Below are 24550 nucleotides of genomic sequence, written 5' to 3'. Positions count from 1 at the left end.
CCCCCTTAAAAAGGGGGTCGCCGCTCAAGCGGCGGGGGGATCTTTATTCGCCGGGAAGAAGAAATCCCCCCTGCCTTTGGCATCCCCCCTTGTTAAGGGGGGAATATGAATCCAACTTTATTGCATTGACTTAACACTAGTTCCCAGAAGAGTAATGTTGACAGGACGGCAAAAATGAGGTTTAGGAAAAGAACCTGTATTTTAAAAATGTTTCTTGGAGGTATATAAATTTAATGTTATACTATATATATATCATTTTAACTCGGCTTGCGCGACCATCGTGGTTGAAAAACGTATCGAATGAAAAGGAGAAAAAAAATGAAGACATGTGCATGCTCAGGATTGCTTGTTTTTTTCGGGCTTTTGATTCAGGCGGGCTTGTTTCCTCTCGCAGTATTCAACAACGATGCGGTCGCGCAGAATATCGTGCAGGTTGGCATGAAAAATTTTGTATTTATTCCTGAAAATATTTCTGTTACCGTGGGAACCACCGTAAAGTGGACAAATCAGGAATCTTTTGCACATACTGCAACCAGCGGACCAGTGGGAAAACCTGACGGAATATTCGATAGTGGGAACATGAATCAAAATGCCACATTCAGCTATGTATTCCAGAAGGCTGGCGTATATCCGTACTATTGCATATACCATCAGACATCGATGGTCGGAACCGTCACGGTCAAACCGGCTGTAAAAGTCTCTGAAGAACAGGTCATTCCCGCTCCGGTAATTCTTTACCAGAATGCACCTAATCCCTTTAATGGCGAAACTGTGCTCACATATAATCTCAGGAAAAAGGGAGATATCACTCTTTCCGTATATTCCATGACCGGTCAAAAAGTCTGGGAACAGGCGGATAAGTCGGTCAATCCCGGCAGACATAGTGTGCGGTGGAGCGCGGTGAACCGTTCGGGTTCGACCCTGAGCACAGGAGTCTATCTATACACCCTTCGATATGAAGGGATGGTAACAGTCGGACGCATGCTGTATCTGAAGTAAGAGCGCACCCGGATGAGAATCATAAGGAGGCGCATGATAGAATGATTCAGCAAAAAGTGATAAAAGATTCCAACTCTGTCGAAAACCTCACCCGGCTTTCAGCCACCCTCTCCTAATTAGGAGAGGGTAACAACAAGGTATATAATGAGTTACCCCCTCTCCTGACTAGGAGAGGGGGACAGGGGGTGAGGATTAAAGGCAGAGAATAAAGCATATAATGGCTTACTCCTCTCTCGCTTCCAAGAGGAGATTATGGAGTGAGTTCAATACCCCCTTGCCTCCACTCTCTGCCGCCCGAGGGAGTTGTGCTCGTTACCGTCCTTGAGCGCTCCGGAGAAGTAAACCCCGGGTGTGTTGCCGGTGCGGCGGATGATCTCCTCCGCCACCTCCATTTGGAGCGCCCAGAAGACCTGGTTCATCACCGGCCCGGAGGTCGGGCAGACCTTCTGATCGAATCCCTGGATGGCATAGAGGCCGTAGGCGTCGCAGCAGCGGCCCACATGGAGAATGGTGCTCTTGGGAACCGCTTTCCCTTCGGGAACCCTGCCTCCGCGGGACGCCGGGCCCATGGAGTAGACCTTAGCTCCAGCCGCCTTGAACTGGTCGAGATGTTTGAGATCGACCTCGTCATCGGGTTTGCAAAGTCCCATGATAACCACATCCTTGGGGGTGAGCTTGGCAGTCTGCTTTGGATTGTCATATATGGTTTTATTGAGCATCAGCCCGCTTCTGCGCCCGAGCGCTTCGGTGGCCAGCCCCACATAGTAGCGGCTGTAGTAATAGACTGTGCCCCCTGAAAGAACCGCTTCAACCGCCGCGCCTGCGATTTTCTTGATATCGCCCATCTCTGCGCCGATCATCTCGATCTGCTGCGTGACCGTGTCGAAATAATTCTCCATGAGCGGCTCGCCCTGCTTGACCCACCGGGCCTTTTCGGTCAGCGGAGGCTCATCGCCTTTCACTTTGCCCTTGTAGCCGTCGGCGGAAAGTATCCGGCAGGTATCGGCCAGAATCATCCAGTACTCAACCATGCCGAGTATTCCCGAGAACGGCCCTATCGGCGCCGGCTCGCCCGGCATATAGACCTCTCCGTCGGTGGTGGTGATGTTCGTTTCGATCCAGATTTTAGCGTACGGGCGGAGCTTGGATTTCTGCACCTCTGGAGTCAGGAGGTCGTATCCCCTGGCGTCGCCCCCCCAGGGCGCGGGCCCGCCGATGACGAATATTTCCTTCTCGGTCAGGACTTCGTAGGGGCCGAGATAGCGGTTGGCGAGGAGCAGATCGCTCTTTTTGACTTTTTGAGCATTGAAATCGTTAAAGAAGATTTCCGGCTCGCCGTTACGGCCGGGGAACTGGTCATTCTGGGTCGAATGCCCGGTGTCCCAGACACTCCAGCATTGGCCGCCGTTCTTGATGGTGCGCGCGGTAGCGTAGGAAGCCTCGAGAAGATTCTCGGACTGGGTCTTGCGGATCCAGGCAAGCTTGTCTTTCACCTTCCGCGAATACTGGGCATACAAGCCCACTCCGGGACCCTGCGGCATTCCCGGAGGATTCATACCCTGCCTCATGCCGGGCCCCATGCCGGGACCTCTCCGTTCCATAGGCGGCTGACCGAGGGCTTCGGTCACAATTCCGGCGATACCGGCGAGAGAAAGCGGAATCATACAGGCTGCTTCACGGCGTTTCATTGCGGTTCCTTTCGTAAAAGTGAAAAAGAATGGGTGAAAGAGCAAATATTTTTCTCGCAAAGTTCGGTTACGGATTATATGTCACATACAGTTTGCTCACCGGGCCGAGCACTCCGCGCAGGTTTCTTACCCGCACCTCCAGGCAATTCTTCCCGGCTTTGAGCGCCAAGAGCCAAACCGGCTGCTTCTGCTCCACCCATTTCCCCTCGTTCAGTCTTACCTGGAACGTATCGAATCCGGGGGTAAAGGTGTTTACTTCCACATTCAGAACTCCGTGCTCGACGGTTTCGTTCAGGTAAACCTCAGCCTGGTTGAGCGGCTCATAGAAGTCGAGGGCGCGGTCAGTCTCCAGATGGTATTCGCCGCGGCGTGGATACTTTTCATCGTAATGGTTCAGAAAACCGTCCCATCCCCATGCGGAAGCCCCGGTATGCACCGGTACCGGCAGCGGATGTGAAAGAAAATCGTTGCGGGGAATGATACGGAAATATCCGGTAATTTCCAGGATGTGCCGGGCATCCGTGACCACACGGTACGGATTGACGCCTTCGCGAATTCCCACTTCGATGGGGGATATGATCACGGTTGAGGTCTCTCCGGCAGGAGCGGCGATACCGGTCTTCGTTTTCATTATAGAGGGTCTGTCCCAGGTAACCGGATCCGTTGTCCGCGCGGCCAGAAGTTTATGCACTTCCAGAAGGTTCAGCGGATTCCCCGTTTTCCTGTCGAAGTAGTAGTAATCACGGGTGGCGTCCAGGTAAATCCACTTATTGAACTCGTTCGACCACACTTCGGTCACTTCGTGGCCATTCTCCGATTCGCCGTTGATGTTAATGTGGCGAGCCTGGTGTCCAAAAGAGAGGAGCGCACCGATGAGCGCCTGGTTGGAGTAAAGGCACATGGCGTCGCGCCTTCTCGCTTTATAGTCCATCTGAAGCCGGGGAATGCCTTTCTCGCCCTTTTCCAGAAGCGTCACGTCATTCCAGTTCCAGGAATACTTGTTGGAGGTGACCGGAATGCGGTATGCCCAGTTAAGAAGCCGCATCATCACCTCGAACTCACTTGAAGCGCCTTCGACTACTTTGTCCAATTGGGCGTTCCTGCGGTATTTTTCCAGCTCAGGATGCAGAATATTCTCATAGGTGAAAGGATAGGAAGAGCGCGCCACATGGCCGTTCCGAACCACTTCAACCGACACCCCCACCTCCTTGTTTGGTGAGAGATCCTCCCATGCGGCGGCAAGGGTGCAATTTTTAATTTTCGGAGTTTTCAGCGGGTTCGTGCTGGAAAGGGCCGCTTTCCACTGGAAATAGCGACGGTTCCCCAGGCCGGTGAATTCACCTGAGCTTTCTGATGCGCTCCACGGCGTCCATGAAGGATCGTCAGCGCGGGGACTCGCCCCGAAGCGAACCTGCACTGCGGCGGCGGTCCCTTCCGGCGTCTCCATGCCAACAGTGAACCGGAATTTCTCCAACCTGATTTTTCGCTTGAGCGGATTGTGATCGTTCACAATGTCCATGACCGGGGAGATGTACTGCCCGGACCTCACATGATGGTTGAGACTGAAACGGACGGAATATTCCCCGTCCACATTGCCCTGCGGCCCGAGCCGGCTGTCGCTCCATGTCTTCCCGCCGTCCGAGCTTTTCAGGGAGCGATTTGGATGATGAGTGCGGGTCAGCGAGCCGCGGGCGAATTCCTTCTCAGCGGATATATGCACTTTCCAGGAGGTGGAATCGCTCTCAGCCCAGAGGAGCACCTCGTTTTCGCCTTTCCGGAGCGCCCCGACCGGCAGATCGATGAAATACCAGCAGTCATAAGGAGTATACTCGGTGTACTGTAGTGTGTAAGGAAAAGCAAAAAGAGATGCGGGCCGCAGAAATTCGACGCCGTTCAGAGAAATATGGAGCGGTTCACGGTTCCCTTTTGCTTCGGTGCCCTCAAAAAGAAGCCGGGCGGAAAAAGCGGCGGGATTATCGAGCGTAAGTATTTTTTTGATTACGATCCCCTTTTTCAGGGCTTCCACCCAGGGTCTCTCTTTTGCCCTCTCGTCCATTCCCTCGGGCACACCGGAACCGGGTCCGTCATCTTCGACAAGCTCAGTATCATCGAGCATTATCGCGTTCTTCTCTCTATCAAGCTTCAAGCTGACCAGACGGGCGTCTTTCTCGATGGCGGCGGCATCGTGGCGCACTTCCCGCGATTCCAATCCAAAAGAGCCTACGGGGAAGATGAGCAAAAGGATGCTGAATGCGACCCAGGGAGAAACCGGTTTTACGTAATGTTTCATGATCGCCTTTTCTATCCGATAGACCCTGAAACGGTTTGACCGTTCCCGCGAAGCGGCAACAAGTTCAGGGTGACCATGTCATGCCGAACTTGTTTCGGCATCTGTTCAGGGTTACGGATTATACGTCGCACACAGCGTGCTTACCGGGCCGAGCACTCCCCGAACGGTTCTCACCCGCACCTCGAGGCAGTTCTTCCCGGGTTTGAGCGCCCAGAGCCACACCGGCTGTTTCTGCTCCACCCATTTCCCGTCGTTCAGCTTCGCAAGGAAGGTGTCGAATCCGGGGGTGAACGTATTCACTTCCACATTCAGCACCCCGCGCTCGCCGGTCTCGTTCAGGTACACTTCGGCCTGGTTGAGCGGTTCGTAGAAATCGAGGACGCGGTCGGAATATGTCTGGTATTCGTACCGCTTGGGGAATATCTCGTCGTAATGGTTCAGGAAACCGTCCCAGCCCCACATGGTGGCGCCGGTATGCACAGGAACGGGCAGCGGATGGGTGAGAAAGTCGTTGCGCGGGATGATGCGGAAATGGCCGATGATCTCCAGGATGTGACGGCCGTCCGGTTCAGAGCTGTACGGATTTATGCCCTGGCGCATCCCTATGTTGATCCGGCCGACCACCTCTTTGCCCATTTCGGGCACAAAAGGGCGCTCCCAGGTTTCCACTCTCGGTACCTGTTCGGCCAGCAGATTATGATTTTCAAGGAGATTGAAAGGAATCCCGGTCTTTTTGTCAAAGTAGTAATAATCGCGGGTGGCGTCCATATAGACCCACTTGTTGAATTCGTTCGACCAGACCTCGGTCACCTCGTGGCCGCTCACCGCCTCGCTGTGGATGTTGATGTGACGGGCCTGGTAACCCATAGACAGGAGCGCTCCGATAAGCGCCTGGTTGCTGTAGAGGCACATGGCATCGCGCCGCCTGCCTTTGTAATCCATCTGGAGCTTGGGCATTCCCTGCTCCCCCTTCTGGATGGACACCACATCATTCCAGTTCCAGGAATACTGGTCGGAGGTCAGCGGTATGCGGTAGGCCCAGTTCAAAAGCCGCATCATCACCTCGAATTCGCTTGATGCCCCTTCGACTATTTTGTCCAGCCGGGCATTCTTGCGAAATTTCTCGAGCTCCGGATGAAGGAGATTCTCATACCCGAAAGGATAGGAAGACCGGGCTACATGCCCGTTGTACACTACTTCCACCCCAACTCCCAGGTCCTTGTTCGGGGAGAGGTCCTCCCACTGGGCGGAAAGGGTGAAATCCTTTATTTTGGGAGTTTTCAGCGGGTTCGTGGTGAAAATGTCCACTTTCCACTGGAAATAGCGCCGGTTCCCCAGGTCGGTGAATTCTTTCCCGGATTCCGTGGCGCTCCAGGGGGTCCAGGAAGAATCACCGGTCCGCGGACTCGCGCCGAACCGGGTCTGAACAGCGGCAGCGGCGCCCTCCGGCACATCGATACCCATGGTGTATTTAATGTGGTTAATCCGGATATTTCTTTTGAGGGGGTTTTGATTGTCCACCATATCCATGATGGGGGAAACATACTGTCCGGATTTGACATGACGGTCCAGGCTGAACCGGACGGAATACTCGCCGTCCACCGAGTTCTTCAACCCCAGTTTGCTGTCGCTCCAGGTTTTACCGCCGTCCAGGCTTTTCAGGGAGCGGTTGGGGTGATGGGTGCGGGTCAGAGAGCCGCGGGCGAACTCTTTTTCAAGGGCGATGAGCACTTCCCAGGAGGTCGAATCGCTGTTTACCCACATGAGCACTTCGTTCTCGCCTTTCTTGAGCGCCCCGACCGGCATATCGATGAAGAACCAGCGGTCATTGGGAGCATAATCGATATACTCCCTGGCAAAAGGGTATGCAAACACGCTGGCCGGTCTCTCGAATTCCACTCCGTTCAGCGAGAGATGCAGCGGCTCTTTGTTCCCTTTCACTTCCATCCCTTTAAAGACCAGCCTTCCGGAGTTGGCCGCGGGATTATCGAGTATCAGCACCTTTTTGATGACGATACCCTTTTTGAGATATTCAATCCACTCGGCGTTACGAGCGCCCTCGTTGTATCCCTGGGGGACTCCGGTAGCCGGGGCGTCATCTTCAATAAGCTCCGTATCATCGAGAATGATGTCATTTTTCTGATGATCCAGACGCAGATTCACGAGCTGGGCGTCTTGCTCGATTCCTGATGCATCAAGATGCAGCTCCTTCGATTCCAGCCCCGTCGAAACCGAAGGGGTCAGAAAGAACGCCGTGACAAAAACGGAAAAGATTGCACCAGCCGCCAATCGTTTTACCATGCAATGCCTCCTGAGTATGGTTTATGGTAAATAAGGTTCGAACGAGACTGCCTATGATTATAAATAACAAATGTGTTCTTTACAATATGAATCTCATTGAATTTCGACAAAAAAATCGGATTTAATTAAGGAAAAAGAAGGAGGTTCTCAGAATTATTTACTAACATTGTCATTGCGTCTCTTTTACCAGTTCGATATACCATATCAAAATATTCATGTTTCTGACAAACGAGATGCATGATATCATCCCAGTGTTCTTCCCAGCGCCCTTCTCAATCCAGCGCCCGCGTTCATCGAGCGCGCCGATTGCAGCGGCAGTACGGGGGGCAAGGTCTTCGAGACGCTTTTTCTTCTCTGCCGTGGTAAGAGGTTTGGAGCGGTTTGCGCGGAAACGGTCTATTCCCTGCTCCATGAGATCGCGGTATTCCTGGATCGCGCCCGGTATCCCGAACCCGCTCTGCCAGGAGTAGCCTGTGCGGCGTTCTTCGCTGATCTCACCGAGCGTGTAGTGAACTTTGCTGTCAACATCGCCGTAGATCGGCCGGTTGGTCCCCACTTCGTTTAATCGCGACCAGGTATTATCGGTGACTTTGGAACGATTCAGCCAGTCGATAGCCTTCGGTATCGGTTCAAGATATTTCTTCTCGCCGGTATACAGATAAATATCGATGAGGGTTCTTATTTGCTGCCCCGTCTCCGCACTGCCGACGCCGGGGGGTTCAAACGCACGCGCCCATGCCGGTTTCATGTCATGGGAGTACTGCTGCGCCCAGCCCGATTGAGGGGCAGGGAGCTGCGAAGCGATGATGAAATCCCCTCCGAGCTTCGCACTCTTCAGGCAGTCCTCGCGGCCATAGCGCTCGTGGGCGAAAAGCATAACACGAATACAATCGTTTATGGCGTTATCGTTGAATGTATAGTAATCGCTATAGCCCCCGATGAGCGGGTACCACTGCGGCCAGGCGCCGTTGTCGAACTGCGCTTCCTTGAGGAATTCAATCGCAAGGTTTATGGAATCGGTCAGCCACCGCTCGTCGATTACCACATCGAGGCGGATAAGAAAAGTCAGCGCACCCTGTGAAATATCGTCATCGAACGAGCAGCGCCCGCTCTTCCTGATCGGCGGCGAAGCCTGGATGAGATGAGAAACGTCAACCCTGTGGTCCCAGCCGCCTTCCTTTCGCTGTCCCCAGGCAAGGGCGAGTCCTGCTGCACGGGCGCAGTCAAGGTACATTATTTCGTCGGTCGCTTTGTATGCCCTGAGGTAACATTCTCCGACTGTCGGCGTTCCGGGAGGCTGTACCCAGATCTCGTCGGCCGATGCCTTTTCATAAATGGCTTCCCCATAGCGCTGTTTGAGATCGGTCGAGTATAAACCGACATATCCGCCGTTCGTTGCGATAGACTTGAAGAAAAGGGTTGCTTTCTTAATAGTTTCCTTTGCCTGTTCCGGCGACTGCTTCTCTGCAGGCAGTGCAGACGAAACCGAAAGAAACAGTACTAAACCCATAGAGAACCACATTCTGCGCATCGTAACTCCTCCATTCCGATACATCTGGTTTCCCATCCTTTCCCGAAATCCATGTGAAAATATTTGAAACGTATATAGATTCTGAAACGGTTTTATCGTTCCCGCGAAGCGGCAACGAGTTCAGGATTCTTCTATTCATTCTTTTCAAAGAACCCCATATTTGTCATATACTTCCCTTAAAAGTCTACCCTCGAAGAGTTCTCTCCGGGTATTGTTCTCGGCGGTCACCTTGTGTTCGGCTATCCGGAGAACTTCTTCTTCCACTTCTTTCGGGACAACGACGATGCCGTCATAATCGGCAAACACCAGCTCGCCCGGACGGACTTTGACCCCGCCGCATTCGATAAGGCAGTCGTAATCCACCACATAGCCCCGTCCCATGGAATCGAGCGGTTTGATTCCGGCAGTGAATACCGGAAATCCGAGGGCTAGAATTTTTTTCACATCGCGTGTGTTGGAATCGATGATCGCGCCGTGGGCGCCGCGCATTTTTGCGGCGGTGCTCATAAGCTCTCCCCAGGGGGCGTTCCGGAGCGAAAAGTCGGTAGAGTGCACCGAGACATCGCCCGGGCGGAGCGCATCGGCGGACTCGATCTCCTTGCCGTAGGGGTCTTCCTCGATGGGCTGGTAGATGTCCATCCAGAGCACGGTGCGCGCCCTTCCCGCAATCACAAAGTCCTGATGGAGCGGCCGGATCCTGCCGTCCATCGCCTGATCATGGTATCCCACCTGGTCCAGGGCGTCGCACACCACCGCGGTGTAGATATTGTTTTTCATCCATGAGAAAAGCTCGAGATCATCCTTGAAATTCACCTTTGTTCTCCTTTTTTGTGAGAGGTTGCAGGATAGAGAAGATAGGTAAAATAGCTGTTTGCCCAATAAATTTCAAATGATTCCGGAGAGAGGTGTTGAAAACGGCTGGAATATGATTATACTATGAGAGATGATTATTATCGAGACTTTCTGAAATACAAACAAATCGGATGAAATGAAATTTGGGATTGACGAGTATATTTCAGATAACGAGGATTTTCACATGCAGCGTATTCGTTTTTCCCGACATGCTCTCGAACAGTAAAACAGGTTGCAGCGGTCATCACGGAAGAAAATGAAGATATTTTGGTCATAACCGTTTATACATTCTATTTCTGAGGTAACATTTATGAAAATCAAGTATGATTCCGAGGTCGACGCCCTCTACATTCGATTGATTGAAGGTGAACATCAATGCCGTACCCTTCAACTGACCGATGAAATTGCGCTCAACATCGGAGAAGGAGAAATCCTTGTAGGGATTGAAATTCTCGATGCGAGAGAAGTTTTGGGAGCAGGCGAACTTCCTTCAGTGATTTTGGAAAATATACAGTTCAAGGTTGCCTGAAAGTAGAGTGTTGTTTTGCCTCTGCCTAGTACGGCATCAGCGGTACGCCTGATCCACCCATGAGCAAAACTTTCCGGACATAGAGGACTTCAAAAACCGCCTGGACAGCGAGAATGAGTGAGATAATCCCATACAATCGACCTCCATCCTTCCATGCACGTTTAAATGCTTGCCGGCGTGAGGATACCCCCTGTCTCCTCGGAAAGACGAAGGAAAGACCGATATTTATACCCGCCGCTGTCGCAATAACATACGTGCTCCATTCAAGGAATCCCATGAGCAGAAACAAAACAACGGATACAAAAGAAGAACCGTGTATACCCGCCAGCCCTATACCCTGTATCCAGCCGCCGAAAGCGAGAGTGAAAACAACCGGTACTATCAAAATACTGTACAAAGTGAATTGTACAAAATCTCCCAGCAGATTTATACCGAACACTATTCCGCTGCAAACTGCGATTGTTCCTAACTGTCCTTCACGCAACGATTGTCGGTATTTGCCAAAAACCTTTTCTATCTGCTCAATCTGGTTTACGTTAGCTTTCTGTATATAGGTCTGCATAGAGGAAGGGATCGCTTCCGGTATGAGGCGGCTCATCGCAAAGCCGGATGTCAATGACAGGATGTAAAGAATCGCGATTACAGCGAGCAACCGGTTAGTCTGCTTAGGCGTGTTCAAAGTACTTGATGGCATTCCGGTTTCCTCTATGAGTTATTGGCAAAAAAATTTTCCGCTGATTTCACTGATCGGCAGGGAGTACATTTGTCCGTGTGAAAACAAAATTCTTTGAGCGGCTGCGGTCTTTTTCGTCACTCTGAACAACAGCCAACTGTGAAGCAGCCTTTCCTTCTGCAAGAATCCAGGATAGAGACGAACCTTTGAACGCAACAAGAAAGGCAGACTTCCCCTCCTTTTTCACCTTGATAACAGTCTCAACTTCCATGATCTCACCGCTTATGAGAATGACGCGCTTTGGTTCTATCATCGCAGAAGGCCGCGGTACGTTCTCAAAGTTCTTAATTGTCTTATCTGGAAGAATCTCTGCCAAAAGTTCATACTTCCTGCAGAACTCCTTAGGTATCTCCTTCCCGATGTGGAATGGCCAGGTATGCGCGACGGCAGTTGAAAGTGCAAGCGCCGCGGCCAGAACCAATGCTCTATTCATTTTTCCCTCTTTTCTCTATCGCCAACTATCATTTATACAGTTTCTGTATAAATCTTTAATTCAGACCGGTTTTCATGAATCTTCCTCTCGCTGTTCATCTGTCTTCCTGGAAGGCAGCCGTCCCCCCTTCCGCGCCGCCTCGGTGAGGAGGTATTCTATCTGGGCGTTGACGCTCCGCAGGTCGTCCGCAGCCCATTTCTCCAGCACATCGTAAAGCCTGGTGTCCAGCCGGAGCAGGAATTTTTTCCGCTCGCTCATGTGTAGAGGGTCCCGGTGTTAATGACCGGTGTTGCCTGGCTCTCGGAGACCAGCGCCACCAGCAGGTTATTGATCATGGCCGCTTTCCGCTCCTCGTCGAGCTCGACAACCTTGCTCTCGCTCAAAAGCTGCAGCGCGTGCTGCACCATGCCGACCGCGCCTTCCACTATCCGCTGACGGGCCGCGATAACGGCTTCGGCCTGCTGACGCCTGAGCATGACCTGGGCGATTTCCGGGGCATAGGCGAGGTGATTGATGAGCGCTTCCGATACCTCGACTCCCGCGACATCCAATCGCGCCTGGATCTGTTTCCTCATATCATCCGATACTTCATTCCGGCTCACACGGAGCGATGGCTTGCTGTCGTCGTGAGCATCATAGGGGTATTGAGACGCCATCGACCGTATGGCGGTCTCGCTCTGGATGTTCACGAACTGCTGATAACTCTCGACATCGAATGTGGCTTTTGCGGAGTCCACCACCCGCCAGACCACCACGACGGCGATTTCGATGGGATTGCCGTTGAGATCGTTCACCTTCAGCTTCTCGCTGGTGAAATTATTGATCCGAAGGGAAACGCGCCGCTTGACGGTGAGCGGGTTGGCCCACCAGAATCCGGCGTCACGGACGCTCCCCGCATACCTTCCGAAAAAGATGAGAACGCGGGCTTCGTTCGGCTGGACGATGACATAGCCTCCGAAGGAAACGGCAATGCAGATCGCGAGCGGAATCGCAATCCAGAGAAGCGCCACGGCGTGGTTCAGCGCAACCGTGCGCATGAGAAAAAACTCGATGGCGCAAGCGGCGAGAATGAGCAGAAGTGCGAGAAATCCGTTGAATCTCCAAGCTTTGTACTCACGAATCGCTTCCATGAAAAACCTCCTTGTGTGTGATAGCGAAATGATATCACTATGATATTATTTGGGAGGGATTTTGTCAAGAGGTTTTTTGGAGGGCCGGAGAGTCATAGTCCCCGATTGAAGGCCTGAAAGAGATTGAGCTTGGAGGTAAAGTATTGATAAGCGGAAGCTCGAGTTCTTCGTTTCCCAAGAGTGCAGTGACTTCCAAAACTTAGACATTTTGAAGACCCTTTCTGCCTATATTAATGAGACCAAAACCTGTTCTGTAATTAAACTCACTTTGTAGGGCGATAAAGGAAGTCTCATGGAATCACTGAAGCTGCATGTCACCCCAGGAACAGCAGGGACGGAGGGTGGCCGAAAGCCGGATGAGGTTTTCGTAAATTCAGAGAGCTTTTTTATATTTTTTGCCGGATCATCATATATGTATAATTCGGGTCCAAAGGGGAAAAATATGCTCAACTATGGAATCAGAAATTATAAAGCATTTGTTTTTTTATTCTTGTTGATGAACAGTGTTGTTGCCACGTATGCATGCGCTGAAAACGATGTTAAAGCAGGACAATTGTCCGCAGTTGCCACGATACGGTGTGTCGGCCTGGAATGGAAGGTTTTGGGCGATGACAACGGAAATGCAACAGCACATGTCAAATTCCGCGAGCAGGGATCAAAAACCTGGCATGACGCCATGCCTCTTATTCGACTGGTATCTCAGGCGGTTACACTAAAAGAACCATATATGATCGGTCAGATAAAAGCGACAATGCCGGGAGAGATGGCCTATCTTCAGAAGCAGTGGAAAAGAAACTGTCTTGCCGGTTCGGTATTTCATCTTAAACCAGGAACTGCCTATGAATTTCAGGTGACATTGTCCAATCTCCCCGGCGGCGTTCTCCACTCCGCAGTCGCGCTTTTCCGCGGGGCGCACCTTCCCGGTCGGGATGACCCGCACCCTCCTGTCCGGCGGAGTCCACTCACTGTCCGGGAGCACGATGATCTCGAAATCGGGGGAGTCCAGAGCCAGGCAGCGGGCGACGCATTCCTCCACATACCTCCCCGGAATACCGACCGCTATGATGATGGATACTTTCGGCAGCATAGTCTCCCAATACTGATAATTCATAAAAAAGTATTCATAACAATTTATTGAGTCAGAGATCCCCTCTGCCTGTCGGTATCTCCCCTTGTTAAGGGGAGAATTCGCCACAAGCATTGTTTATCTTCACAATGCTTTTTTACCCCCTTCGATAAGGGGGTCGCCGCATAGCGGCGGGGGGATTTTTCTTTGAGGTTACAAAATTATCTTTTCCGGCAGCCGGTTATATGGGTAGAATTCATGATGCAAACCATCCGGGAGTACCCGCACAACCCGGAGTCCCGGATTGTTGTCGAATGATTTGCAGACGGCGTTGGTATTGATAAGCCGTATTCCCCGATAGCTGTTTTCCGGAATGGTCGTATGACGGTGCCCCGAAAACACGGCATATACCCCGTATTCGGCGAAAAGGTCAAGGTACTTCCGCCTGCTTTCTCCGGGTATGGCGTAATACCCGTCTTCCTCATCGATGACGCGATCGAAAAAGAGATGGTGCATGAAAACGACCTTTCCTATTTTCCCGGCGCCGCGGTCGGCTGCGAGAACATCCTTCAGCCAGATCCATTGGGCCTCCGCTTCCTCCGGGCAGTCTTTTGCCTCATGGATGAGTGCGCTGTTCAGAACAATGAACATGACTCCGTTCCGCTCGAACCAGTAGCGGTCCGGGCCATAGGTTTCCGCATATAACGCGCGGTTTTCACGGGTCGGTTTCCCTTTGAAATCATGGTTCCCGGAAACCTGGTAACAGGAAATATCCGGACGTATAAGCCCGATGAGCCGCTTGTATTCGGCAATCTGTCCCTTATGGCCGGCACTGTTGGTCATGTCGCCGCATACCGTTACAAACGCCGGCACCGGTTCCATGTGGTTTATCCCGGACATCACTTTTTCCAGCATCTCCGTTTCGGCGGTAAAGTTGTTCCCATCCTTTCCACCGTCGATGAAACCGAGCTGGGTGTCGGCCATCTGGATAAAATGAAACGGGCGGAGGGCGCAACCACCGCCAAGCACCGCCGCCGGGACGATCAACGATAGAAACGTTCTTCTTTTCATGAAACTGCTCTCAACCTGTTTCTGTGGATGCCATTTTGTTGTGTTTCTATTGGAAACTCTCGGCAGCATAGTCTCCCAATGAAGCCTGAAGACAAAAATGACTCATGATATCGAACCGTAAATGTACGGCAAAAGCGGGGAGAGAGCAAGGGGTTTGGGGGTAATCCTTTCACAACCCGTTCCCTTCCAGCATCCCTTTATTATCCAGTATTTCCCCCGCCGGGCCGTCGGCGACAATCCGGCCGTGGCTGAGGAGAATAATACGGTCGGTGCAGTTGCGGATGAAATCAAGGTCGTGGGAGGAGATGAGGCGGGTGCAGGAGAGGGAGCGGATGAGCGCGGCCAGCTCACGTTTGGCGCGCGGGTCGAGGCCGGAGGAAGGTTCGTCCATGACCACAATATCGGGGGACATGGAGAGAACGGTGGCTATCGAGGCGCGGCGCATTTCACCGCCGGAGAGATGGTAGGGGGTGCGCTCGTCGAACCCTTCGAGGCCGACCAGGGCGAGGGCTTTATCGGCGGCGGCAAGGGCTTCCGCAGGGGACATGCCCAGGTTGAGCGGGCCGAAAGCAACATCTTCGGCCACGGTAGACATGAAAAGCTGGTCGCGCGGGTTCTGGAAGACATAGCCCACCCGGCGGCGGATTGTTTTCAGGTTCTCGCGGCTCACCGGGAGCCCGGAGACAGTCACCCGGGAGTCCGGTTCGAGGATGCCGACCGTGTGCATGAGAAGGGTGGATTTTCCGGAGCCGTTATGGCCGATGAGGCCGACCGATTCGTTGCGGGCGATGGAGAGGGTCACATCGGTGAGCGCGCGGGTTCCGTCCCCATCTTCATAGGTATAGGAAAAATCGCGAAAGGCGATGCAGGCTTCAGGCATGGAGCAGCTTCCCCAGGATTAGACCGGCAAAAGTGCAGGTGAGAAACACGCCGGTGAGTGCGATGTCACGGGCGTGCAGGTGAGAAGGGTGTAGGGTGACCGGCTTCCCGGTATACCCCCGGAGGAGCATGGCGTAATAGAGCTTCTCGGCATGCTCGAAGCTCCGAACCAGGAGCGCTCCGACAATCCCCCCCGAAGCGAGGAGAAGCGATTTCCCGCCGGCGCCCCGCAGGTCACGCGCGAGGATCATGTGCGAGGCTTCGTCGATAATGATGAACAGGTAGCGGTACATGAACGACAGCACCACCACCATTTTAGCGGGCAGGCCGAGCGCTCCGGCTGCTTTCATGAGCTCCCCGAACGGCGTTGTCGCCGCCAGGGAGATCGTGGCGAAAAACGAGAGCAGAGCTTTGAGCGAGAGCGAAAAAAACCGCACCAGCCCTTCGCCCGTGACCTGCCCGGAAAGAGGCCCAAAATGGAATGTCCAGAGCGCGGTCCCCGGTGTGACAAAGGGGATGAACACCGAAACCGCCAGCGCGAACGGCATGATTGTAAGGGAGCGCTTGAGTATGTAGACCGGCGGAACCCGCGAGGCCAGTATCGCTGCCCCAACCAGGAGAGAGTAGATGGCGAACGAGAGGAACCAGCCGTCCGGGGTGAGAACCACCAGGATAACAAAGGCAAGGGCGGCAATCAGCTTGGCGCGGGAATCGAGAGCATGTATGGGACTTTCCAGCCCGGCATAGCGGTCAATGTGGGTATGGTGCATGGAAGATGCATTCCAATCTTTATGAAACCTTGAAAGTTGATCCGGCAAAAAGTGTTACAAAGTATTCAGTTCTGTCAAAACCTCACCCGGCCTTCGGCCACCCTCTCCTAATTAGGAGAGGGTAATGATATTGCCCGTCGCGAGTTACCCCATCTCCTGAATATGAGAGAGGGTGAGGTTTAAAAGCAGCCCCGCTGGAAACGTACCCCTCTCTTTTCAAGAGAGGGGATCCAAGGGGTGAGTTTCTTCTTTCTTCCTTCTCCGGCTTACGATCCTCACTACCAGCATGACCACTCCAAAAGTAACCGCTGCCCCGATAATCCCCGCCAGGCCGTTGGAAAGAAAACCCATGAGGCCCGGAATGGTGTAATCGGGAAGAACGGTGTGCGCCGGCTTCTGGGCTTTTGATGCGAATCCCAAGTCCTGCGCCACCTTTTCCAGGCCGTCCGGATGCGTGGAGGCGAACCAGGACAGCCCCCCAGCGGTCACCAGCGACAGGGCCAGCATGACAAGCACGAATTTTTTCATGGCGTCACTCCCGCATGCAGGCGTTTCACCGCCGGATTGACTGCAAAAATGAACCGAAGGGCAAACACGGTGATGATTCCTTCGAACGCACCGATAACCGCATGAATCACTGTCATTGCCGGAAGAACGATTTCAAGCGGGCTGGTTCCGGAAAAGGCCAGCTCGAAAGCGCACAAAACCGCCGCGCCGAGCACCGAAAGCCAGGCGGCCAGGATCACCGAGGGGTAGAACGCCCGCTCCCCCAGCTTTCTTCCCAGCCCGATGACCAGGCTTGACATGAGGCAGCCGAAAATGCCCATATTGAATATATTGGCGCCCAGGGCGTCCAGCCCCCCGTCCTGGAATAGCAGTCCCTGTACCAGGAGAACCGCAGCCATGATCACCATGGATGGACATAACCCGAAAATGGCGACAGCGAGCGCAGCTCCGATCAGGTGGCCGGAGGTTCCTCCCGCCACCGGGAAATTCACCATCTGCGCCGCAAAGATGAAAGCGGCCATGACTCCCATTACCGGGGTCCGGCGGTCATCGATGACCTCGCCGGTTTTTTTCAGGGCATACCCCACACCGGCGGCAGTGACACCGGTCATGGGTACCCAGATTTCAGGTTTCAAAAATCCCGGAGGTATATGCATAGCCTGAATCCTTTCTATAATTCGTCCTCTACCAAACCGGTCAGGACGAGTTTGCCGTGTTTCACGCCCCGTATGCTGATGAAACGGTCGGCCAGCTTGCGGATTTCCTTCCCGCATCCTTTGACCAGGATCACTTCGAGGCAGGAAGAATGGGTTAAGTGGATATGCATGCTGGATAGGATCATCTCATAGTGGTCATGGGCGATGTCGGTCAGACGGTCACCGATTTCACGGGTGTGATGATCGTAGACAATCGTGATGGTGCCGATTGCTTTCATCGCATCGGTTCTATCCTGCGCCTCGACCTCGACCAGCCGGTCACGGATAAGGTCGCGGATGGCTTCCGAGCGGTTTGTATATCCCTTTGTTTCGATGAGCGCATCAAACTTATCGAGGAGCCCCTCGCTGATAGAGACTCCGAACCTGACCAGGTCATGATCCGCCATGATATTCACCCTTTCTGTGTTATTATTTTGGTATATTATAACACGATAAAAACACAGAGGCAAGAAATTATTGCAAAACTCAAGGCGAATCTATTCTCAGGCTGAACCGTATTCCTCCTACAAGAGAATCCTTGTTCGTTCCCCCGGTGTTGATAATGTACTGAATATCCGGCTGAATCGTGATAGCTTTCCGAAAAGCTCCCAGATAATACATTTCACATGCCGTCTCGCATTTCATTCCACAAAGTACATCGCCAATCCCAGCCCTGGCCATGCCGATTCCGAAGCTGTCATTGGGCCTGAACCCGATAAGTCGAGAGATTTTTAAACCGAAACCGAGGTAATTTTTTACTTCATTGAACTCTCCGGGAGCAAAACCATACTGGAAAAAAGAGTCGAGGCAGTGTTCATTTTTTATTGACCCTGTCATCTTGTGTTCCAGAATCAGGTATCCGCCATAGGTGGTGGACCGTACCTTGTTATCCGTGAATGAAGAATATTTTCCGCTGTGACGCCAGGTACCGAGCTTGACCTTCCCGGCGCCGAAAAAACTATGGGAAATTCCATATTCCACCACAGCACAGCTCACCGGATCGGGACCGAAAGCTGTTGAAAATCCCCAGCTGCCCCCTTTTCCTTTTCCGTCATACAATCCCGCTCCCAGGGACATGCTTTCATGTAAAGAACAGGTTCCGGAAATTCCCAGGCTCGGATTGGGGAACGTGGGCAACGGTACATTCGGCATAAGACCGAACGAGGAATTGATGAAATCCAGAGCCGGTTCGGTGACATTGAAATCATTATTTGCATCCTGCTTGCCTATCTTGAAATGCAGCCGGCCTTCCAGAAAGAATTGACCGATGTAGTATTCACTGATCTGGGAAAAATCGTGTGCGTCGATGTTGCTCAACACCTGCAGGTCCCCGACATATTCCCTGGTGATCCCCTTGCCGAGGCCGTTTTCATAACAGAGTTGCAGCTCCCCCCCTTTCCACAATCCGGCCTTCTCTGTATCAATGGTAATTGTGAGATCGAGACGGCTCCGGTGTGAATGCCCTTTCTTGATGCCGCCGGAAAGATTCGTAAACTCTTCTCCCGTATACAGGTGATCGATTTTCATCGCCGGGAAATCGGCGTTTTCCTCTGATACACCCATATCGGCACAGAAAAGGAACGGAATAATCAAGACCACACTTACTTTCATGCCCTTGCTCCCCCTTTCGCAATGATGTCGGACACTATCCAATAGTAATTCCGCACCCGACCATAGCATGATATATCTCTGTCGTATTCTGTCTGTGTTATAATTATAAATATCATAACACGATAGAAACACGAAGTCAAGAGGAAATACTATTATTTTTTAGAATTTTTCTGCCGTGATTGCAGGGAATAAGGGGAACTATAATCTGAGGAATGAGATCGGTCTTCTGAGAGGATAGGGTACAAAGCAAAGAAAGTCTGAACCATGATTCGCTTGATTCCAGGATTATCCTGATGTTTTATTAATAAATCAAGGTAATCCTTTAATCCGATAAATCATGGTTCAGACTTCTGTATTCTTTCTTTTCAAATCATCCCCCTCCGTTTTCTAATCGTCCATTCCAATACGAGAAGAAGGATCACGAGGAGGGGCATCAGGGGGTTCAGGGTAATCGGGTAGTCTTTCTCTTCACGTTCGCTGGTGGTTTGTATCTTAACCCTGGTTAGGATGGAATCCGTACCGGCTGCCGTGACCGCGAGTCCTCCCGTTTTGCGGGCGAGCTCGCCAAGAAGCTGAGGGTCGGGAGAGGAGTCGAGTATCTCCAGCGAATAATTTTCCACTCCGAACGAGCCTTTCTGTTCTGCATACCGTTTGCCGTTCACGTATGCCACCGCATTGTAGGAATGTTCCCCCGGTGAGGTGCTCCGTGAGACTCCGGTATAAATTCCGGCCCGCTTCTCTTCCAGAATGACTTTCTGGGCGGAATCGTTATCCACAGTCAAGTTTACTTCAGCGCCGGTTACCGGCATATACACGGAATCGAAAACCCTGCCCTCGAACACGATTTCCTGCCCGCTCAGGTAGGACTTGGAATCCGTGGAGACTGACAGAGGCGAGGATTCGGTCTCGGAGGTCAGCCAGCGCACCGTCCCCTTGACCAGGGCATCGTAGAATTCGCCTGATTTCCCCGCGCCCTCCATCATGAGCTGCCAGCGCCATATTCCCGAAACCGGCATGACCAGAGTTTTCCCCCGGCCATAAGTCCCGGCCACAATCACCGGGAGAGGAGCGGTACCGGGATTCAAACCGGCGGTGACAGCCAACGGATGACCATGGGAATTCACTGTCACCGGCATGATCGTGGAGAGCGGGGGTAAAATCTCCCAGAGACCGTCGGTGTTCGGCCCGGCGGTAATGAAATGAATTTTCCCGGGCTCGGTGAGAACGGTTGAAAAGGGGGAGTTGATTATACCGGCCCCCTGGTTCAAGGTGACCGGAAGTACGCTTTCCAGCGCGGCTGCGCCTGTAAGAGGGGGCGATGCGCCGAGAAGCCAGAGGCCTTTACCCGCAAAAATCCATGAAACAAGCTTCTCTGTCCGGTCCGGCGTGAGAGAAAAGCTGCCGCCGTCCACCAGAATGGCCGCATCGAATTTAGAGATATCCTCAGGATAGGCGGCGCTGTTTGGTGATTCGGTTCCGGCGCCGATTACTGTCAGCACGGTAAATGTTTTGTCTGCCTCAAGGACCCGCCGGATGAAAGCCAGGTCGGAAGAGGGTGAAGGTCCCGTCAGGAGAATAGCATAGGAGCTCTTGAGTATATGAACTCCGAAAGACCGGGTATTATTTTCCTTGCGTTCCGCGAACCCGGGAGAGACGCGAACAGTGTAGAGGTGATCTCCCGGGTTTTTCAGAGGAAGGTCGAGGCTGAGCCTTCCGGAAGCGGCCTCGCCGAGATTGATTTTCCCGCTGACGACCGGACGGTTGCGCTCGAGAATTTCCACCGGGATGGTGCCGGGATTTTTCACAGTGGAAGTCACCACAATTTCAACCGGAAGGTTGGTTCCGTCGTGGCCGACCGTCGCCGCCGACACTCTCCGAACAATGATATCCGGGGTATTTTCCGCCGGTCCGGTCAGAATGGTATAGACCGGAATATCAACCGGCGCGGCTGACCCGGCGGGATCTTCTCCACGGTTCCAGCGGCCGTCGGAGACCAGAATAATTGCGGAAACATCTTTCACGCTCACAGCGTTCTTCAGCGCCAGGGCTATATCGGTGGCGGCTCCCTTGAAAACTGGAATTTCCCGGTCAAGCTGGTGAATTCGATCATCGAAACACAGGTAAGCGCCTCGATTTCCCAGGTTTGTCCGGATTTTTTGCAGCGCATCGAGGGCCTCCTGCTTCCGTAATCCTTCTCCGAACTTATCCATGGACGAGCTGGTATCGAGAAGCACCGCCACCCGTGAAACATGAGTGATCGTGTATACTATCTTGATTACCGGCTCAGCCAGCCCGATAAACAGTATGGCGAGCGCCGCCGCTCTCAGGAACACCAGGAGCGCTTTCATCCGGGGGGTCGCAGGCGGCACCGGGTCACGGTAATACCACAGCGCCAGCCCGATGGCGGCGAAAAAGAGAATCACGAGCAGGAATGGCGAAAGGCCGGTGAATTGAACGATGATGCGATCAATGGAACTCACTAATACGTTTCCTCTAAAAAAAAACCGATTCAACTAAATATGCAAAAATTAATTAGATCCTGAAACGAGTTCAGGATGACACGTGTCATGCCGAACTTGTTTCGGCATCTATTTTCACTTTGTAACTTTGTTACTTTGTCACTTTGTAACTTTTTTTCACAATGGCAGCCTTGGTTCCGGGCTGAGAGTCAGGGGGGAACTTTCTCCACGGAGAAAACGCTCATGCCCTGCCCGTGCAATCATGGCGGCGTTATCGGTACAGTATGCGAGCGGCGGAACATACAGGGTAAACGCCCGTTCTTCCGCTTCTGAAGAGAATCTTTCACGGAGCGCCCGGTTGGCGGCCACTCCGCCCGCCAGAAGAAGGGTACGGATGCCGTATTCACGAAGGGCGCGGAGAGTCTTGGCCGCCAGAGCCTCCACAATCGCCCCCTGGAAGGAGGCGAGTATATGGTGAAGATTGGCGCGGATATACTCATTCCCTTTTTCTTTGGCATATACCAGCACTGCTGTTTTCAATCCGGAGAAAGAAAATTCATAGTCCGGCACTCTGCTTACCGGAAACTCCACAAACGCGCTATCGCCGCTCCGGGCGGCTTTCTCTATGGCCGGCCCGCCGGGATAACCCAATCCGAGCAGCTTAGCCACCTTGTCGAACGCCTCTCCGGCGGCGTCATCCCTGGTTGCACCAAGCACCGTGTATTCAAGAGGTTTTTCCATCAGCACCAGTTCGGTGTGCCCCCCGGAAATCACCAGCACGATAGAAGGATAGGGCGGGAAAGGCTCCTCAAGGTAATTCGACTGAATATGTCCCTCGATATGGTGGATACCGATAAGCGGAATATCCTGCGCGAGAGCCAGGGCTTTCCCCACACTCACTCCGACAAGAAGCGATCCCACAAGTCCCGGCCCGGCGGTGACCGCGATGCCGTCTATATCATACAAGGCCAGCCCGGCCTGCCGCAAAGCCTGGTCTATAACCGGGAGAATCAGGGCAAGATGAGCGCGGCTGGCAAGCTCGGGAACAACTCCGCCGAATTCCACGTGTTCTAACTGGGAGGAAATGCAGGAAGACAGAAGGCCGCCTTCTGTCGCATACACGGCGGCGGAGGTATCGTCACAGGAAGTTTCTATTCCGAGAATGTTCAAGTAAAAATAAGTTCCTTATGTAAAGCTTTGTTACAATTTTTACCAGATCATCAACGGTACAATATATATAATTTTTTACCCAAAAGGCTAACTTTTCCCTTGACAGATCATGCTGTGGTTATTATTTTACCACGTAGTATACTATTTACCACACCCAAAAAGGGGGACAACCCATGTTTGGAAAATTGATTAAAGAAAAAAGGCTCGAGGCGGACTTAACATTGCGCGAATTTTGCCGCAAATTGGATGAAGATCCCAGTAATTGGAGCAAAGTCGAGCGGGAACGGCTTTCACCACCACAAGACACGAATAAGCTTGAAAAAATTGCTTCGATTGTAGGTCTTGAACGGGATTCCGATGAATGGAACAAGGTATTTGATTACGCGTCCGTTGACAATGGAAGAATACCTGAATACGTTATTGACGATAAAGAATTGTTGGGTGTTTTGCCGGTTTTCTTTCGGACAGTGGGAAGTGTGAAACCTTCACCGGAAGAAATCAGGGATCTGATATTGAAAGTGAAAGAATGGTATTGATGAAAGGCAATCAAGAATAAACCGAGCAATTGACGTTTTAAAGAGGAGTTCAGATGAATTCGGAGCAACTTGAAGTCGAGATCATGAAACTTAGCCTTGAAGCGCGGGCCAGGCTGGCGGAGAGAATCCTTTTGAGTCTTGACGCACCGTTCGACGATGAAAACCTGTGGTTATGGGTCTTGGAAGCTGAACGCAGACTGAAGGACCTGAGGGAAGGGAAAGCGAAGGAGACTCCGGCGGCGGATGTCTATCGAAAAGCGCGAGCGGCCATCCTATGTGGAAAATAACTATTCACGAGGAGGCGGAATCTGAAATCTACGAGGCGGCTCGCTACTACGAAGACAGGGCTGCTGACCTCGGGCTTGCATTTCTCGACGAAATAGAGAAGACCACACAGCGGATATCGGCAAACCCTATGACCTGTCAGTTAGTTGGCAATGAAATCCGCCAGGCGCTGGTGGCGCGTTTCCCCTACAGTATCCTCTTCGTTATAGAATCCAACGAACATATTCGGGTCATCGCGGTAGCCCACCATAAAAGACGTCCGGGGTATTGGCGGGAGCGAAACCAGATGTGATAATATTCGTAATGGAAAGGAAAGTGGGGAAAACATTTGACAGGGAGATGAATTATGGTATTTTGATACACATATATTGACTTCACTTGAAGAGATGGCTCCGGGGAGCAGAAGTTGCAAGAAGGTGAAGACGACTTGGAGTGTTATACGGATCGATATAAACAATGTTATGCGCAAGAAAGAATAGATGAAATTCACAAAGTATTTCCAATACACCAGGCTTAGACCTGATCGTGCTCGGATAAAATACGAATGGATTACACGTGCGATTGATAACCCCATACATGAAGCAGTACAATCAGATGGTAGAATTAAGCGATGGGCATGGATAGAAGAAGAGAGGAAATATCTAAGGGTTATCGTGCTCGAAGATGGAGAGACAGTTCACAATGCCTTCTTCGATAGACAGTTCGACGAAGAAGAAAAAAGGAGAAACAAGAAGTGAAAATTAAATACTTTGAAGACACCGATACAGCCTTGTTGGAGTTTTCAGATAAGGGAGTAAATGAAACACGAGAGATTTCAGACAATGTTTACGTCGATATGGATGTTGACGGGAATCTCGTGAGCATGACGATAGAACACGCGAATGAAAAGGCGAGAATAAAGGAGTTTGCGTTCCAGAATATCAAAAAGAACGCCTAACCCGGATTATTCATAAATTTTTTTTGCTGCCTGAGAATTGTGAAAATGGCCATGTATTAAACTTTCAAAATGGTGTTT

The 24550-nt window shown here is 52.1% G+C and carries 25 protein-coding genes; 6 read left to right on the top strand and 19 right to left on the bottom strand.

Features of this window, described 5'->3' with window-relative positions; translation table 11 throughout:
- Positions 1–318: 318 nt before the first annotated feature.
- Positions 319–999 (top strand): plastocyanin/azurin family copper-binding protein, encoded by a 681-nt coding sequence (locus Q8O92_00505; GenBank protein MDP2981794.1) that lies wholly within the window; start codon positions 319–321, stop codon positions 997–999.
- A 263-nt stretch (positions 1000–1262) separates the two neighbouring features.
- Here the strand turns inward: Q8O92_00505 and Q8O92_00500 are convergent, their stop codons facing one another.
- The 5 genes from Q8O92_00500 to Q8O92_00480 all read right to left on the bottom strand — a co-directional run bounded on the left by Q8O92_00500 (position 1263) and on the right by Q8O92_00480 (position 9622).
- Entirely contained in the window at positions 1263–2687 is a 1425-nt protein-coding gene (locus Q8O92_00500) for a hypothetical protein (protein MDP2981793.1), read from the bottom strand.
- A gap of 67 nt (positions 2688–2754) precedes the next feature.
- Positions 2755–4977 (bottom strand): hypothetical protein, encoded by a 2223-nt coding sequence (locus Q8O92_00495; protein ID MDP2981792.1) that lies wholly within the window; start codon positions 4975–4977, stop codon positions 2755–2757.
- Positions 4978–5088: 111 nt separating this feature from the next.
- Entirely contained in the window at positions 5089–7278 is a 2190-nt protein-coding gene (locus tag Q8O92_00490) for a hypothetical protein (protein MDP2981791.1), read from the bottom strand.
- Positions 7279–7447: 169 nt separating this feature from the next.
- Positions 7448–8809, bottom strand: coding sequence for a pectate lyase (locus Q8O92_00485; GenBank protein ID MDP2981790.1), 1362 nt, complete (start codon positions 8807–8809; stop codon positions 7448–7450).
- Between the two features lie 144 nt (positions 8810–8953).
- A complete protein-coding gene (locus tag Q8O92_00480; GenBank protein MDP2981789.1) occupies positions 8954–9622 on the bottom strand; it encodes an RraA family protein in 669 nt (222 codons plus the stop codon).
- A 349-nt stretch (positions 9623–9971) separates the two neighbouring features.
- On the opposite strand from Q8O92_00480, the gene Q8O92_00475 reads away from it, so the two are divergent.
- Positions 9972–10190: a DUF2283 domain-containing protein gene (locus tag Q8O92_00475; GenBank protein MDP2981788.1), complete on the top strand. Its 219-nt coding sequence runs from the start codon at positions 9972–9974 to the stop codon at positions 10188–10190.
- 25 nt (positions 10191–10215) lie between these two features.
- Here Q8O92_00475 and Q8O92_00470 read toward each other — a convergent pair whose 3' ends face one another.
- The 14 genes from Q8O92_00470 to tsaD form a co-directional block, all read right to left on the bottom strand.
- Positions 10216–10884 carry a stage II sporulation protein M gene (locus tag Q8O92_00470; GenBank protein ID MDP2981787.1) on the bottom strand — a complete coding sequence of 223 codons (669 nt, stop codon included), beginning with the start codon at positions 10882–10884 and terminating at the stop codon, positions 10216–10218.
- Between the two features lie 46 nt (positions 10885–10930).
- Positions 10931–11356 carry a hypothetical protein gene (locus Q8O92_00465; GenBank protein MDP2981786.1) on the bottom strand — a complete coding sequence of 142 codons (426 nt, stop codon included), beginning with the start codon at positions 11354–11356 and terminating at the stop codon, positions 10931–10933.
- A gap of 72 nt (positions 11357–11428) precedes the next feature.
- The gene (locus tag Q8O92_00460) at positions 11429–11614 is read right to left on the bottom strand and encodes a hypothetical protein (GenBank protein ID MDP2981785.1); all 186 of its coding nucleotides are present in this window, start codon (positions 11612–11614) and stop codon (positions 11429–11431) included.
- Positions 11611–12486, bottom strand: a complete 876-nt coding sequence (locus tag Q8O92_00455) for an SPFH domain-containing protein (GenBank protein ID MDP2981784.1) — start codon at positions 12484–12486, stop codon at positions 11611–11613. The genes Q8O92_00460 and Q8O92_00455 overlap by 4 nt, the downstream gene beginning before the upstream one ends.
- Positions 12487–13198: 712 nt before the next feature.
- Positions 13199–13573 (bottom strand): glycosyltransferase family 2 protein, encoded by a 375-nt coding sequence (locus Q8O92_00450; protein ID MDP2981783.1) that lies wholly within the window; start codon positions 13571–13573, stop codon positions 13199–13201.
- Between the two features lie 192 nt (positions 13574–13765).
- Positions 13766–14623, bottom strand: coding sequence for a metallophosphoesterase (locus Q8O92_00445; GenBank protein ID MDP2981782.1), 858 nt, complete (start codon positions 14621–14623; stop codon positions 13766–13768).
- Positions 14624–14792: 169 nt separating this feature from the next.
- On the bottom strand, positions 14793–15503 hold the full coding sequence (locus Q8O92_00440; GenBank protein MDP2981781.1) for an ABC transporter ATP-binding protein: 711 nt from the start codon (positions 15501–15503) through the stop codon (positions 14793–14795).
- Positions 15496–16272 (bottom strand): cobalt ECF transporter T component CbiQ, encoded by a 777-nt coding sequence (gene cbiQ / locus Q8O92_00435; GenBank protein MDP2981780.1) that lies wholly within the window; start codon positions 16270–16272, stop codon positions 15496–15498. The genes Q8O92_00440 and cbiQ overlap by 8 nt, the downstream gene beginning before the upstream one ends.
- Before the next feature lie 216 nt (positions 16273–16488).
- On the bottom strand, positions 16489–16800 hold the full coding sequence (locus Q8O92_00430) for a PDGLE domain-containing protein (GenBank protein MDP2981779.1): 312 nt from the start codon (positions 16798–16800) through the stop codon (positions 16489–16491).
- On the bottom strand, positions 16797–17435 hold the full coding sequence (locus tag Q8O92_00425; GenBank protein ID MDP2981778.1) for an energy-coupling factor ABC transporter permease: 639 nt from the start codon (positions 17433–17435) through the stop codon (positions 16797–16799). The genes Q8O92_00430 and Q8O92_00425 overlap by 4 nt, the downstream gene beginning before the upstream one ends.
- A 14-nt stretch (positions 17436–17449) precedes the next feature.
- Positions 17450–17881 (bottom strand): nickel-responsive transcriptional regulator NikR, encoded by a 432-nt coding sequence (nikR, locus tag Q8O92_00420; GenBank protein MDP2981777.1) that lies wholly within the window; start codon positions 17879–17881, stop codon positions 17450–17452.
- Positions 17882–17960: 79 nt separating this feature from the next.
- Entirely contained in the window at positions 17961–19085 is a 1125-nt protein-coding gene (locus Q8O92_00415) for a carbohydrate porin (GenBank protein ID MDP2981776.1), read from the bottom strand.
- Positions 19086–19450: 365 nt separating this feature from the next.
- The gene (locus Q8O92_00410; GenBank protein MDP2981775.1) at positions 19451–21565 is read right to left on the bottom strand and encodes a hypothetical protein; all 2115 of its coding nucleotides are present in this window, start codon (positions 21563–21565) and stop codon (positions 19451–19453) included.
- Between the two features lie 156 nt (positions 21566–21721).
- Positions 21722–22714, bottom strand: a complete 993-nt coding sequence (gene tsaD / locus Q8O92_00405) for a tRNA (adenosine(37)-N6)-threonylcarbamoyltransferase complex transferase subunit TsaD (GenBank protein ID MDP2981774.1) — start codon at positions 22712–22714, stop codon at positions 21722–21724.
- A 173-nt stretch (positions 22715–22887) separates the two neighbouring features.
- On the opposite strand from tsaD, the gene Q8O92_00400 reads away from it, so the two are divergent.
- The 4 genes from Q8O92_00400 (at position 22888) to Q8O92_00385 (ending at position 24472) form a co-directional block, all read left to right on the top strand.
- Positions 22888–23250: a helix-turn-helix transcriptional regulator gene (locus tag Q8O92_00400; protein MDP2981773.1), complete on the top strand. Its 363-nt coding sequence runs from the start codon at positions 22888–22890 to the stop codon at positions 23248–23250.
- Positions 23251–23303: 53 nt separating this feature from the next.
- Entirely contained in the window at positions 23304–23537 is a 234-nt protein-coding gene (locus Q8O92_00395; protein MDP2981772.1) for an addiction module protein, read from the top strand.
- A 477-nt stretch (positions 23538–24014) separates the two neighbouring features.
- Entirely contained in the window at positions 24015–24272 is a 258-nt protein-coding gene (locus Q8O92_00390) for a hypothetical protein (protein ID MDP2981771.1), read from the top strand.
- Complete coding sequence (locus tag Q8O92_00385) at positions 24269–24472, top strand: DUF2283 domain-containing protein (GenBank protein ID MDP2981770.1); 204 nt, start codon at positions 24269–24271, stop codon at positions 24470–24472. Before Q8O92_00390 ends, Q8O92_00385 begins: the two co-directional genes overlap by 4 nt.
- Positions 24473–24550 lie beyond the last annotated feature (78 nt).

Origin of the sequence: Candidatus Latescibacter sp., assembly GCA_030692375.1 — a bacterium.
Lineage (GTDB): Bacteria > Latescibacterota > Latescibacteria > Latescibacterales > Latescibacteraceae > JAUYCD01.
Note: the sequence above shows the minus strand (reverse complement) of the source record. Positions and strands in the feature narration are given on the sequence as shown.